The 13,550-nt window shown below is 65.6% G+C and carries 12 protein-coding genes; 9 read left to right on the plus strand and 3 right to left on the minus strand.

Annotated features, from left to right (window positions below; translation table 11 throughout):
- Positions 1 to 231 precede the first annotated feature (231 nt).
- The 5 genes from DNX69_RS23630 to DNX69_RS23650 all read left to right on the plus strand — a co-directional run bounded on the left by DNX69_RS23630 (position 232) and on the right by DNX69_RS23650 (position 6,140).
- Complete coding sequence (locus DNX69_RS23630; RefSeq protein WP_110788445.1) at positions 232 to 705, plus strand: DUF992 domain-containing protein; 474 nt, start codon at positions 232 to 234, stop codon at positions 703 to 705.
- A gap of 210 nt (positions 706 to 915) precedes the next feature.
- Positions 916 to 2,967: an elongation factor G gene (locus DNX69_RS23635; RefSeq protein WP_110788446.1), complete on the plus strand. Its 2,052-nt coding sequence runs from the start codon at positions 916 to 918 to the stop codon at positions 2,965 to 2,967.
- Between the two features lie 167 nt (positions 2,968 to 3,134).
- Positions 3,135 to 3,404, plus strand: coding sequence for a helix-turn-helix domain-containing protein (locus tag DNX69_RS23640; RefSeq protein WP_110788447.1), 270 nt, complete (start codon positions 3,135 to 3,137; stop codon positions 3,402 to 3,404).
- Positions 3,405 to 3,444: 40 nt separating this feature from the next.
- Positions 3,445 to 5,196: a SulP family inorganic anion transporter gene (locus DNX69_RS23645; protein WP_110788448.1), complete on the plus strand. Its 1,752-nt coding sequence runs from the start codon at positions 3,445 to 3,447 to the stop codon at positions 5,194 to 5,196.
- Positions 5,197 to 5,300: 104 nt separating this feature from the next.
- Positions 5,301 to 6,140 (plus strand): shikimate dehydrogenase, encoded by an 840-nt coding sequence (locus DNX69_RS23650; protein WP_110788449.1) that lies wholly within the window; start codon positions 5,301 to 5,303, stop codon positions 6,138 to 6,140.
- A 33-nt stretch (positions 6,141 to 6,173) separates the two neighbouring features.
- Here the strand turns inward: DNX69_RS23650 and DNX69_RS23655 are convergent, their stop codons facing one another.
- The 3 genes from DNX69_RS23655 to DNX69_RS23665 all read right to left on the minus strand — a co-directional run bounded on the left by DNX69_RS23655 (position 6,174) and on the right by DNX69_RS23665 (position 8,970).
- Complete coding sequence (locus DNX69_RS23655; RefSeq protein ID WP_110788450.1) at positions 6,174 to 6,803, minus strand: trimeric intracellular cation channel family protein; 630 nt, start codon at positions 6,801 to 6,803, stop codon at positions 6,174 to 6,176.
- 27 nt (positions 6,804 to 6,830) lie between these two features.
- Positions 6,831 to 7,646, minus strand: a complete 816-nt coding sequence (locus DNX69_RS23660) for an enoyl-CoA hydratase/isomerase family protein (protein WP_110788451.1) — start codon at positions 7,644 to 7,646, stop codon at positions 6,831 to 6,833.
- Between the two features lie 184 nt (positions 7,647 to 7,830).
- Positions 7,831 to 8,970, minus strand: coding sequence for an alpha-hydroxy acid oxidase (locus tag DNX69_RS23665; RefSeq protein ID WP_110788452.1), 1,140 nt, complete (start codon positions 8,968 to 8,970; stop codon positions 7,831 to 7,833).
- A gap of 163 nt (positions 8,971 to 9,133) precedes the next feature.
- On the opposite strand from DNX69_RS23665, the gene DNX69_RS26400 reads away from it, so the two are divergent.
- The 4 genes from DNX69_RS26400 to DNX69_RS23685 all read left to right on the plus strand — a co-directional run bounded on the left by DNX69_RS26400 (position 9,134) and on the right by DNX69_RS23685 (position 13,430).
- The gene (locus tag DNX69_RS26400; protein ID WP_165825316.1) at positions 9,134 to 9,295 is read left to right on the plus strand and encodes a hypothetical protein; all 162 of its coding nucleotides are present in this window, start codon (positions 9,134 to 9,136) and stop codon (positions 9,293 to 9,295) included.
- 200 nt (positions 9,296 to 9,495) lie between these two features.
- Positions 9,496 to 10,848: a phosphoglucosamine mutase gene (gene glmM / locus DNX69_RS23675; RefSeq protein WP_110788493.1), complete on the plus strand. Its 1,353-nt coding sequence runs from the start codon at positions 9,496 to 9,498 to the stop codon at positions 10,846 to 10,848.
- A gap of 168 nt (positions 10,849 to 11,016) precedes the next feature.
- Entirely contained in the window at positions 11,017 to 12,282 is a 1,266-nt protein-coding gene (locus DNX69_RS23680; RefSeq protein WP_110788454.1) for an MFS transporter, read from the plus strand.
- Between the two features lie 302 nt (positions 12,283 to 12,584).
- Positions 12,585 to 13,430, plus strand: a complete 846-nt coding sequence (locus DNX69_RS23685) for an outer membrane protein (RefSeq protein ID WP_165825317.1) — start codon at positions 12,585 to 12,587, stop codon at positions 13,428 to 13,430.
- Positions 13,431 to 13,550 lie beyond the last annotated feature (120 nt).

Consider the following 13,550-nt stretch of genomic DNA (forward strand, 5'->3'; position numbering starts at 1 on the left):
CGGCGCATTCGACATCGTTCGCAGAAGGGCCCGCATCCGCGGGCCCTTCTTGCATTTTCGATACGTTTTACAATCGAACGCCGCGCGTTCGGACAGATCGCCGCGCTTTCGCGGACCCGGCTGTCATTGAAGATTTGCCATTGCTGTGACTAGATGACGGCGATTGTTCGATCGGGTTCGAACGAATCGAGTCGTCTTCCGCATCACCTTCCTACGTCGGAGATTTTCACCATGCGCCGCCTCTCGCTTTTCGTCGGACTCGCCGCCGCCGCGTTGACCGTCACCGCCGCCAATGCGCAGCAGAACCGGGTGCGGGTCGGCATGCTCGAATGCCGCGGCGGCGCCAGCATGGGATTCATCGTCGGTTCGGTAACCAATCTCGGCTGCGTCCTGCGCAGTGACGGCCGCCCTGACACGCCCTATGTCGCCACCATCCGCAAGGTCGGTCTCGACCTTGGGATCACGCCGGAAACCGCACTGAGCTGGGTCGTGCTGGCGCCGGTCGAGCGCTTCGGCCCTGGGGACCTCGCTGGTAACTACGCTGGGGCGCAGGGCTCTGCGTCGGTCGGTGTCGGTGTCGGCGCCAACGTGTTGATCGGGGGCTCGGCGAATTCGATCGCGCTGCAGCCGGTCAGCCTGCAGGGACAGACCGGCGTCAACGTCGCGGTCGGCCTGCAGGAACTCGAGCTGCGTCCGGGCCGCTAACTAACAGCGACCGCTCCGGTTCAATTCCAGCTATGCAACATTGCGCTGCGATGCAAACGCGTCGCAGCGCTTTTTTTGGTGTCCTTGATCCTGCTCAACACCGACATGGTGTCGTCGTAATTTTTCGCGCTTGCCAAGTGTCGTGTGTTGCGAAAGCATCACGTCTTGCCGACCCAATCACGGGCCGAGCTCCAAAGTCAGGAGGCGGCGATGGGACAAGACGTCAGAAGTCCCCGTGGTCCCCGGTGCATTGCACTGGTGGGCCCATTCCAAAGCGGAAAAACCACACTACTTGAAGCGATCCTGGCGCGTACCGGCGCCATCCCACGAGCCGGCTCGGTCGATGCCGGCACCTCGCACGGCGATTCCAGCCCCGAGGCCCGCCAGCACAAAATGGGCCTCAGCCTCACCGCCGTCACCACCCAGTTCATGGGTGAGACCTACACCTTCCTCGATTGTCCCGGCTCCGTCGAATTCGCGCACGACATGCGCGCGGCGCTTCCCGCCGTCGACGCCGCCGTGGTGGTGTGCGAAGCCGACGAGCGCAAGCTGCCGCAGTTGCAGCTGATCCTGCGCGAACTCGAAGATCTCGGCATTCCCAGATTCCTGTTCCTGAACAAGATCGATCGCGCCAACAAACGCATTCGCGAAGTGCTCGACAGTCTGCAGCCGGCATCCCGCATCCCGCTGGTGCTGCGCCAAATTCCGATCTGGAACGGCGACCTGATCGCCGGTTATGTCGACCTCGCGCTGGAGCGCGCCTTCGTCTATCGGGAGCACAAGCCCTCCGAAGTGATCGATCTCGCAGGCGGCGATCTCGACCGCGAGAAGGAAGCGCGGTTCTCGATGCTCGAGAAGCTCGCCGATCATGACGACGCGCTGATGGAGCAACTGCTCGACGACATCCAGCCGCCGCGCGACTCGGTGTTCGACGATCTCGCCCGCGAGCTGCGAGAAGGCGTGATCTGTCCGGTGCTGCTCGGCTCGGCGCTGCGCGAGAACGGCGTGCTCCGTCTGTTGAAGGCGCTGCGCCACGAGGCGCCGGACGTGGCTGAAACCGCGGCGCGCCTCGGCGTCACCGCCGGCAAGGAGGCGGTCGGCTACGTCTTCAAGACTCAGCATCTGCAGCACGGCGGCAAGCTGTCGCTGGCTCGGCTGTTCGCCGGCACGCTCGCTGATGGCGATAATGTGCTGTCATCGTCCGGTGAAGCCGCGCGCGTCTCCGGCATCCAGACCGTCGGCGGCGGTGCCGACAGCAAGCGCTCGTCGGCGACGGCCGGCGACGTGGTGGCGCTCGGCAAGCTCGATGCGATCAAGACCGGCGACACCTTCGGCAACGGCAAGACTGCACCGGCCGCATTGGTCGCAGTCAATGCCGCGCCGCCGGTGCTGGCGATGGCGCTCGCCGCCGCCGATCGCAAGGACGACGTCAAGCTCGGCCAGGCGCTGCAGCGGCTGAACGAGGAGGATCCGTCGCTCACCATCGTGCACGATCCGCAGAGCCACGAGATGGTGCTGTGGGGGCAGGGCGAGATGCACCTTCGGGTCGCGCTGGAGCGGCTGCGCGATCGCTACGGCGTCACCGTGAAGTCGCACGCCCCGGGCATCGGCTATCGCGAGACCATCCGCAAACCGGTGACCCAGCGTGGTCGTCACAAGAAACAGTCTGGCGGCCACGGCCAGTTCGGCGACGTGGTGCTGGACATCAAGCCGCTGCCGCGCGGCGAGGGCTTCGCCTTCGCCGAGACCGTGGTCGGCGGTGCCGTGCCGCGCAACTACATGGGCGCGGTCGAGGAGGGGGTGGTCGACGCGCTGCGCGCCGGTCCGCTGGGCTTCCCGGTGGTCGATGTCCACGTCACCCTGACCGACGGCTCGTATCACAGCGTGGATTCGTCCGACATGGCGTTCCGCACTGCGGCGCGGATCGGCATCACCGAAGCGTTGCCGCAGTGCCAGCCGGTGCTGCTGGAGCCGATCCACACCGTCGAGATCGTTTGCCCGACCGAGGCGACCGCCAAGGTCAACGCCATCCTGTCCGGGCGGCGAGGCCAGATCCTCGGCTTCGATACCCGCGAGGGCTGGCCGGGCTGGGACATGGTGCGGGCCACCATGCCCGAAGCCGAGATCAGCGACCTGATCGTCGAGTTGCGCTCGGCCACCGCCGGTGCCGGCAGCTTCACACGGAGCTTCGACCACATGGCCGAGGTCTCCGGACGGACCGCCGACCAGATCGTCGCGGCGCATCGGCAGGCGGCGGCCTGAGTTCGACAGAGCGCTGGTCGGGTTCTCGCCCGGCGCTCACCAAAATATGACTGCTCCAAAGCGGCTGGACTGATGTTTAAAACATCACTCCAGCCGCTTTCTGTTTGCCTGATCTCGTCTAAAGCATCATATTGCAGACTTCAGACATCAGAAGTCATGCCTCACCTATGATGACCGCAGCCCAATTGCGCGCCGCCCGTGCGCTGCTTGGCATCGACCAGCGCACGCTGGCCGAATTGTCCGGCGTTTCGCTGCCGACCATCCAGCGGATGGAGGCGAGCGAAGGCAATGTCCGTGGTGTGGTGGAATCCCTCACCAAGGTCATCGAAGCCCTCGAGCGCGGCGGCGTGGTTCTGATCGGAGACAATTCCCGCAGCGAAGGCGGCGGTCGCGGCGTCCGGTTCAAAGAGCCGGCGCCGCCCCGCAACGAGGCCTGACGGTTTCGGTGCAGCAGCGGGGCGGACCAGGAGAAACGGTATGGATACCTCCCGGCGACTGATGGCTGCGACCAAACCCAGCTTCCGCGAGCTGTTCACGCCCAAGCTGATTACCGCGCTGCGCGAAGGCTACGGCCTCGCTGATTTCCGCGCCGATCTGATCGCCGGCCTCACCGTGGCGATCGTGGCGCTGCCGCTGTCGACTGCGATCGCGATCGCCTCCGGCGTCACGCCGGATCGCGGCCTGTACGCCGCGGTGGTCGGCGGCTTCCTGGTCTCCGCGTTCGGCGGTTCGCGTTTCCAGATCGGCGGACCGGCAGGCGCCTTCATCGTGCTGGTGATGCTCAGCGTGCAGCGCCACGGCATCGACGGCGTGCTGCTGGCGACCTTCATGGCCGGGATGATCCTGGTGGTAGCCGGCTTTCTGCAGATCGGCACCTACGTCAAATTCATTCCCTATCCGGTCACGGTCGGTTTCACCGCCGGCATCGCGGTGATCATCTTCGCCAGCCAGATCAAGGATCTGCTCGGCATCGAGCTGGCGAAGGAGCCGGGCCCGATCATCCCCAAATTGGAAGCGCTGGCGCAGGCGCTGCCGACCATGAACGTCTATGCGCTCGGCATCGCGCTCACCGCGATCGTGCTGATCGTCGGCCTGAAGAAGCTGCGGCCGAACTGGCCGGGACTATTGATCGCGGTCGCGGTCACCGCTGCACTGGTGTGGGGCTTCTCGCTGCCGGTCGCGACCATCGGCACAAGGTTCGGCGGCATTCCGGAGAGTTTCCCGCTGCCGTCCTGGCCGGCGTTCTCGACCGCCAAGGTGATCGAGATGCTGCCCGACGCGATCGCGTTCGCGCTGCTCGGCTCGATCGAGTCGCTGCTATCCGCCGTGGTGGCGGACGGCATGACCGGCCGGCGGCATCGTTCGAATTGCGAACTGGTGGCGCAGGGCTTCGCCAATATGGGGTCGGCGCTGTTCGGCGGCATCTGCGTCACCGGTGCGATCGCGCGTACCGCCACCAACATCCGCACCGGCGCGCGCACCCCGATCGCCGGCATGCTGCATTCGATGTTCCTGCTGCTGTTCATGCTGGTTGCGGCCCCGCTGGCGAGCTACATCCCGCTGTCGACGCTCGCCGCGGTGCTGGCGATTGTCGCCTGGAACATGGCCGAGAAGCACGAATTCGCCACGCTGCTGCGCTCGTCGCGCGGTGACGCGGTGGTGCTGCTCGCAACCTTCCTGCTCACCGTGTTCCGCGATCTCACCGAAGGCATCGTGGTCGGCTTCGCGCTCGGCGCGGTGCTGTTCATCCACCGCATGTCCGAAGTCACCGGCGTCGAAGCCTATTCCGGGCTGGCGCAGGAGGACCGCGCCGACGAGAACGGCAAGCGCCGCGGCACCGCCGCCGATCTGGCGCTGGTCACCGATCCGGACGTCGTCGTGTACCGCATCACCGGCGCGTTCTTCTTCGGCGCCGCTGCCACCGTCACCTCGGTGCTCAACAACATCGCCGATCGCCACAAGGTCTTCGTGGTCGACTTCGCCGCGGTGCCATTCCTGGATTCCACCGCTGCCAATGCGATCTACCGCGTCGCGTTGTCGGCGCAGCGCAAACGCATCAAGCTGATCGTCACCGGCGCCTCGCCGACGGTGCGGCGCGCGCTGCTGACCCACGGCGTCAAGCCGCCGCTGGCGCAGTACCGGCCCGACATTGCGACCGCAGTCGACGAGATCAAGGGCAAGACCGTCGCTCCCGAGGAGGGGCCGTCGCCGCAGCCCGCCACGGCGTGAGGCCACCGACTTCCGTCGCGGCGGCGCGTTTTGCGATTGACGCTGGCGCGCCGGCCTGATTTTCACGGAAGCGTTTCGGAAGGGGCTCGCTGCGGGAGGGCGAAATGACTGCGATCAAGCGCGCCGCGTGTCTGATCGGCTGGCCGGCGGCGCATTCGCGCTCACCGCTGATCCATCATTACTGGCTGCGCCAGCTCGGCATCGAGGGCGGCTATTCGATCGAAGCCGTGCCGCCGGAAGGCTTCGCCGAATTCGTGCTGAACCTGAGAACGCACGGCTATGTCGGCGCCAACGTCACCATCCCGCACAAGGAGCGCGCGCTGCAGCTCACCGAGCCGGACGCGCGCGCCCGCGCAGTCGGCGCCGCCAATACGCTGTACTACGACGGCGATCTTTTGCGCTCGACCAACACCGACGTCGAAGGCTTCATCGGCAATCTCGACGCGTCGGCGCCGGGCTGGGACCGCACCGCGCATGCGCTGGTGCTCGGCGCCGGCGGCTCGTCGCGCGCGGTGGTGTTCGGCCTGCTCGAACGGGGCATCGGCCGGATCGCGCTCGCCAATCGCTCGATCGAACGGGCCCAGGCGCTGCGCGATCTGTTCGGCGACCGCGTTGTGCCGATTGCCTGGAGCGATATCCCGGTGGCGCTGCCGGGGGCCGGACTTCTGGTCAACACCACGTCGCTCGGGATGAAGGGACAGCCGCCGCTCCCGATCGACCTGTCGGTACTGCTGGCGGACGCGGTGGTGGCCGATCTGGTCTATGTGCCGCTGGAAACCGATCTGCTCGCCGCTGCCAGGGCGCGCGGCCTGCGCACTGCCGACGGGCTCGGCATGCTGCTGCATCAGGCGGTGCGCGGCTTCGATCTCTGGTTCGGCGCGCGGCCGCACGTCACCGCGGAGCTGCGCGCGCTGGTCGAAGCCGATCTGCTTGGACACAAATAGGACGGGCGTCTGCCGGGGGCGGCGCACGTTCCGTCATTCGTCCCGGGCGCCGGGCCGGGGCCGATAGCGCGGCAGCGACCAACCGCGTTGCAGCGCTGCGGCGCGGATCAGCAGCGCCAGCGCAAAGCCGGCGACGGTGCCGAATTCGCGGCTGGCCCCCAATGCCGTCGACGTCTCATAGGTCGCGGCACCGAGCAGCGCGGCGGTGACGTAGATCTCGCGGCGCAGGATGACCGGAATCTCGCCGCCGAGCAGATCGCGGATGATGCCGCCGAAGGTCGCGGTGACGACGCCCATCGCAACTGCGACGATGCCGTTGGCGCCCGCCAGCGCGGCGCGCTCGGCGCCACTGACCGCGAACAGCGCCATGCCGATGGCGTCGAGCCACAACAGCATCTTGTAGCGCGAATGCGGAATGTGCGCGGTGAAGAACACGACTCCGGACACCAGCACGCAGGCGACCAGATAGGCCGGTTCGCGGATCCAGAACACCGGCTGGTCGAGCAGCACGTCGCGCAGCGTGCCGCCGCCGATGCCGGTCGCGGTGCCGAGCAGCGCGAAGCCGACGATGTCCATTTCCTTGCGCGACGCCACCAGCGCGCCGGTGACGGCGAACACCACCACGCCGAGCCAGTCGAGCAGCGTGGTGACGGTCTCGAACATCGTGCGTCTCCGAGCAGTCGCCGGTCCTCAACGGCCGACGAACTTCGCCTCGCGCTTCTCCATGAAGGCCGCGATGCCTTCCTTCATGTCCTGCGTCTTGAACAGCGGCAGCAGCTGCAAGTACACGTGATGGACGTGGTCCGGGAAGGTCTCGTTCAGGCCCATCCGCATCATCCGCTTGGCCGCCTGCACCGCCAGCGGCGCATTGCCGGCGATCTCCTTGGCGACCGCGCGGGCGCGGCCCATCAGCTCGGCGTCGGGCACGACTTCGTTGGCGAGGCCCCATTCCAGGCTCTCGCGTGCGCTCAAGGTCCGCCCGGTAAAGATCAGCTCGGCGGCCTTGGCCCAGCCGATCATTCGCGGCAGAAACCAGGTGCCGCCGCTCTCCGGCACCACGCCGCGCTTGACGAAGGCGGCAGCCAGCTTGGCGGATTCCGCCATGATGCGGATGTCGCAGCCGAGCGCGGTGTCCATGCCGTAGCCGGCCGCGCCGCCGTTGACGGCACAGATCACCGGCTTGTCCATCGCCTGCAGCACGGTCGGCGGCGTGTTGCGCAAGTCGAGCGTGGTCGGTGACGACGCCGCGCTGAGACCTTCGTCGCCGCGCTCCTTGTTGAGATCCAGCCCGGCGCAGAACGCGCGGCCATTGCCGGTGAGGATGACGCAGCGGACGTCCGGATCTTCGTTGGCCTTGGTCAGCAGCGCCGCCAGCGTGTTCAGCATCGGCCCGGAGATCGTGTTCAGCCGCTCCGGCGCGTTCAGCGTGATGGTGGCGATGTGATCCTCGACCGCATAGAGCACTTCGCTGGAAGCGGACTGTACGCTCGTGTGCATGTTGGTCATCGGTTTCCTCCTAATTTTTGCTTTTTGTTGTTGTTAGTTGTCCTCTCCCCGTCAGTGCGAGGAGCGAAGCGACGAAGCAATCCAGCGCCGTGCACTCGGCTGGATTGCTTCGCGGAGCCTGTCATCGGGCGGCACTTCGTGCCGACCCGTTGGCTGGCAATGACGTGGAGAGGGCAGGGCGGAATTACTCCGCCAGCACCTTCTCGTCGATCTCGTGGATCGAATTGACGCCGCACAGGCCCATCGTGGTCGACAGCTCCTTGCCGATGATGTCGATCGCCTTGGCGACACCCGGGCCGCCATAGGCGCCAAGGCCGTAGATGTAGGCGCGGCCGATCATGCAGCTCTTGGCGCCGAGCGCGAGCGCGCGCATCACGTCCTGGCCGGAGCGGATGCCGCCGTCGAACATCACCTCGATGTGCGAGCCGACGGTGTGGACGATCTCCGGCAGCACCTCGATCGACGACGGTGCACCGTCGAGCTGGCGACCGCCGTGGTTCGACACCACCAGCGCCTCGGCGCCGACCTTCACCGCCTCGCGGGCGTCCTCGACGTCGAGGATGCCCTTGATGATCAGCTTGCCGGGCCAGATCGAACGGATCCAGTCGATGTCGCGCCAGTTCAGCGAGGCGTCGAACTGCGACGCCACCCAGGCCGACACCGATTCCAGATCCTTGGAGCCGGGCAGGTGGCCGGCGATGTTGCCGAAATTGCGCCGGGACGTGCCGAGAATGCCCTTCACCCAGCCCGGCTTGGTGGCGATGTCGACGACGTTCTTGAACTTGAACAGCTGCGGCGGCACCGTCATGCCGTTCTTGATGTCCTGGTGGCGCTGGCCGATCACCTGCAGGTCGACGGTGAGCACCAGCGCGCTGCACTTGGCGGCGATCGCGCGCTCGATCAGCGCTTTGACGAAGCCGCGGTCGCGCATCACGTAGAGCTGAAACCAGAACGGCTTCTCGACATTCGCGGCGACGTCCTCGATCGAGCAGATCGACATCGTCGACAGCGTATAGGGGATGCCCGCGGCCTGCGCGGCGCGGCAGGCGTGGATCTCACCGTCGGCGTGCTGCATCCCGGTCGAGCCCACCGGCGCCAGGATCAGCGGCATCGCGTAAGTGTCGCCGAGGATGGTGGTGGCCAGATCGCGCTTGGAGATGTCGACCAGAATGCGCTGCCGGAATTTGATCCGCTTCAAGTCTTCCACGTTCGCCCGCAGCGTCTCCTCGGCATAGGAGCCGTGGTCGACATAGTCGAAGAACATCTTCGGAACCCGGCGCTTGTGGATCTGGCGGAGGTCTTCGATGCAGGTGATCTCTTTCATGGAATTGCCGTCTGCCTGTTGCCGGGTGTTGCGAGCCGCTCGTCCTGTAGCACGCGGGCGCCCTGTGCAAAATCGTCGCGTCAGAGATCGGTGAAGTCTGGGAACTCGCTGCGTCGCGGCGCGTTTTCCATCCCAATTCGCGAAGGTGGAGCAGGAGGACGTGATGACAGACGCCAAGACCGCCGACACCCCGACCAAGAACAAGAAAGAGCTGGAAGAGGAACTCAACGAAGGTCTGGAGGACTCCTTTCCGGGCTCCGATCCGGTCAGCGTGACTCAGCCTGCCCCGTCGAAGCCGGATGGGGATAAGCGCCGGAAGGGTTAATCATCCGACCCTGCAAATTGCCGGATAATTTCAGTATTTCAGAAGGTTACGCCGCCGGTCCAGCTCGGCGGCGTAATCTTTGATTACATTTTTTGAAGTCCTCGCAATCATTTTAGGCCTATAAGGCCGTTTCGCCGCACGGCAAGCCCCGGACGAATCGTGGGTTTTTGGCCGTGACCGGCAAGGGCGGGGGACAATTGATGAGCCGCAGATATTTCGGGACGGACGGAATCCGGGGCCGCGCCAACGGTTTGATCACGCCGGAGCTGGCCCTGAAGGTCGGCCAGGCCGCGGGCCTCGCGTTTCAGCGCGGTGAGCATCGCCATCGGGTGGTGATCGGCAAGGATACCCGTCTGTCCGGCTACATGATCGAGAACGCGATGGTCGCGGGCTTCACCTCGGTCGGCATGGACGTGCTGCTGGTCGGCCCGATGCCGACCCCGGCGGTCGCGATGCTGACCAAGTCGATGCGCGCCGATCTCGGCGTGATGATTTCTGCGTCGCATAACCTGTTCGAGGACAATGGCATCAAGCTGTTCGGCCCGCTCGGCTACAAGCTCAGCGACGACGTCGAGAAGCAGATCGAACTGATGCTCGACGACTCGCTCGACAAGAAGCTGGCGCAGAGCGCCAGCCTCGGCCGCGCCCGCCGCATCGACGGCGTCCACGACCGCTACATCGAATTCGCCAAACGCACGCTGCCGCGCGAGCTCAGCCTCGAAGGCCTGCGCGTGGTGATCGATTGCGCCAACGGTGCCGCCTACAAGGTGGTGCCCGAGGCGCTGTGGGAGCTCGGCGCCGACGTGATCTCGATCGGGGTCGAGCCCGACGGCTTCAATATCAACAAGGAATGCGGCTCGACCGCGCCGCAGGCGCTGTGCGCCAAGGTCCGCGAGATGCGCGCCGACATCGGCATCGCGCTCGACGGCGATGCCGACCGCGTCATTCTGGTCGACGAGCGCGGCCATGTGGTCGACGGCGATCAGCTGCTGGCGGTGATCGGCCAGAGCTGGAAGGAAGACGGCCGCCTCGCCAAGCCGGGCGTGGTCGCCACCGTGATGTCCAATCTCGGTCTGGAGCGTTTCCTCGCAGGCGAAGGCATCGCGCTGCTGCGCACCCCGGTCGGCGACCGCTACGTGCTCGAGCAGATGCTGAAGGACGGCTACAACGTCGGCGGCGAGTCCTCCGGCCACATCATCCTGTCCGACTTCAACACCACCGGCGACGGCTTCGTCGCGGCGCTGCAGGTGCTGGCGATGGTGCAGAAGCTCGGCCGTCCGGTGTCCGAAGTCTGCCACCGCTTCGATCCGCTGCCGCAGATCCTGAAGAACGTGCGCTATCGCAGCGGTCGTCCGCTCGACGACGGCGGCGTGATCTCGGCGATCCAGGACGGCGAGAAGCGGTTGAACGGCCACGGCCGGCTGCTGATCCGCCCCTCCGGCACCGAACCGGTGATCCGGGTGATGGGCGAGGGCGACGATCACGACATGGTCGAAGAAGTGGTCGACAGCATCGTCGACGCGCTCGGCAACGCGGCGGCTGCGGCGGCCTGAGGCCCGCCCCGCCGCGTCGGGCGGGGTGCAACGCTGCCATCGCGAATCCGCGCTACACACTCGTGGCGCTTGCAACTACTTTGTCAGCGGTCGGCCAACGTGCCGGCCGTTCGTTGTTGTTGCGCCGCGCAATTTAGTCGGCACCCCAAGCCCATTTCAGGAAACGCCGTGAACAAGCCTGTCACCGTCGATGCGGATATCGCTGCTCCGGTCAATCCGGCCGAGCTGCCGTTGCCCGAACTCACCAAGCCGGCGGCGCCTGCCGCGGCCGGGCCGGCCTATATCGTGCTCGGCGGCATCAGCTTCTCGCATTTTCTCAACGACACCATGCAGTCGCTGATTCCGTCGGTGTATCCGATCCTGAAGGCGAACTACGCGCTCGACTTCGGTCAGATCGGCCTGATTACGCTGGCGTTCCAGTTCACCGCCTCGCTGCTGCAGCCGGTGGTCGGGCACATCACCGACAAGAAGGCGCAGCCGTTCTCGCTGGCGATCGGCATGGGCTCGACGTTTCTCGGCCTGCTGCTGCTCAGCGTCGCGCATTCCTATGCGGTGATCCTGATCGCCGCGGCGATGATCGGGCTCGGCTCGGCGGTGTTTCACCCCGAGTCGGCGCGGATCGCGCGGCTCGCCTCCGGCGGTCGCCACGGCATGGCGCAGTCGGTGTTTCAGGTCGGCGGCAACGCCGGCACGGCGCTCGGCCCGGTGCTGGCGGCGCTGATCGTGGTGCCGTTCGGCCAGCCGTCGATCGCCTGGTTCTCGTCGATCGCGTTCCTCGCCATCATCGTGCTGTGGCGGATCGGCGTGTGGTACAAGCCGCAGGTCGCCGGCAAGAAGAGAATGGTGGTGCAGTCGCATCCGCACGCGCCGAGCCGGCGGCGGGTGATGGTGGCGCTGGTGGTGCTGGTGGCGCTGCTGTTCTCCAAGCAGCTCTATCTGTCGAGCCTGTCGAGCTACTACACGTTCTATCTGATCGACAAGTTCCACGTCTCGACCCAGACCGCGCAGATGTTCCTGTTCATCTTCCTGGCCGCCACCGCGGCCGGGGTGTTCTTCGGCGGTCCGCTCGGCGACCGGTTCGGCCGCCGCTACGTGATCTGGTTCTCGATCCTCGGCATCCTGCCGTTCACCCTGGCGCTGCCCTATGCCGGGCTGTACGCCAGCGCCGTGCTCACCGTGTTCATCGGCTTCATCCTGGCGTCGGCGACGCCGGCGATCATCGTGTTCGCCCAGGAGCTGATGCCGCACCGGTTCGGCATGATCTCGGGGATCTTCTTCGGCTTTGCCTTCGGCATCGGCGGCCTCGGTGCCGCGGCGCTCGGCGAGGTCGCCGACATCCGTGGTATCGATTTCGTCTATCAGGTCTGTTCGTTCCTGCCGGCGCTCGGGCTGTTGGCGGTGCTGCTGCCGAAGATGCCGCGCCACGCCCACTGACACGACGGGGTCGGGCTCGCTCGGTCCTCGATGATCTTCACAAAACGGCTTCGGTTCCCCACTGGAACCGGAGCCGTTTGTCTGATGGCGGCTCTCGGCTCGGTCGTTCACGATTTGTTAGTCAAGCGCGCCGCCGCAGGTCCACGCTTGGTGATTGTTACCAGGGCCGGTGGTACGTCACTAAATGTCAACCTTAAAAATTAGGGTTAAGTCGCGCTTAAGGAATTGATGGCATCGTGTGGTCCATAGGTTTCCGGGTGTGGGGCCTTCGTAATTGATCATTGGACCAAAGGACGAAGCCAATGCGTAGCGTGAAGATGTTGATGGCCGCCGGAGCGGCTTCGCTGATTGCCTCGGCCGCGGTGGCCGCCGACATGCCGATTGCACCGCCGCCCGCTTATGCGCCGCCGCCGGCCGAAGATTTCGGCGGCTGGTATCTGCGCGGCGACATCGGATTCAGCAACCAGCAGGTCAAGGATCTGCGCTACGGGCGTGAATCGGCCTACTCGCAGCTCACCTCGTTCGACCAGCAGACCTCGTTCGACTCGGCCGGCATCTACGGCCTCGGCGTCGGTTATCAGTTCAATCCGTGGCTGCGCGCCGACTTGATCGGTCAGTACCGCGGCAATTCGAACTTCAAGGGCACCGACCGCTTCACCGGCACCGCCAGCGGCTTCGCGTACAACGGTATCGACAATTACGGCGCCTCCAAGTCCGAATGGCTGGTGATGGCCAACGCCTATGTCGATCTCGGTACCTGGTGGTGCATCACCCCGTTCGTCGGCGCCGGCGTCGGTGCTGCGCGGGTGACGATGGCCAACTTCACCGACACCGGGATCAACAACATCCCGTTCTCGACCGCTAGCTTCGCCAGCGCGCCGACCGCGTCGAAATGGAATCTGGCCTGGGCGATCCACACCGGTCTCGCCTACAAGGTCAATCCGAACCTGACCCTCGAACTGGCCTACAGCTATCTCAATCTCGGCGACGGCTACACCGGTTCGCTGTCGACCTTCACCGGGCTCACCACGAACAACAGCTTCAAGTTCAAGGATATCACCTCGCACGACGTGAAGTTCGGCGTGCGCTGGAATCTCGATGCCGGCCCGGTCTATTCGGAGCCGCCGGTGCTGATGCGCAAGGGCTGATCGCCCTCCATTCGTTTACGAGTGTTAACGGCGCGGGAGCTTCCCGCGCCGTTTTTGTTTGTCCGGAGCCCTATCCGACAACGAAGAATTAAGGTTAACGCCGCATGATCAGCAGCGTGG

The sequence above is a fragment of the Rhodopseudomonas palustris genome (assembly GCF_003226555.1).
In the GTDB taxonomy this organism is placed as follows: Bacteria; Pseudomonadota; Alphaproteobacteria; order Rhizobiales; family Xanthobacteraceae; genus Rhodopseudomonas; species Rhodopseudomonas palustris_I.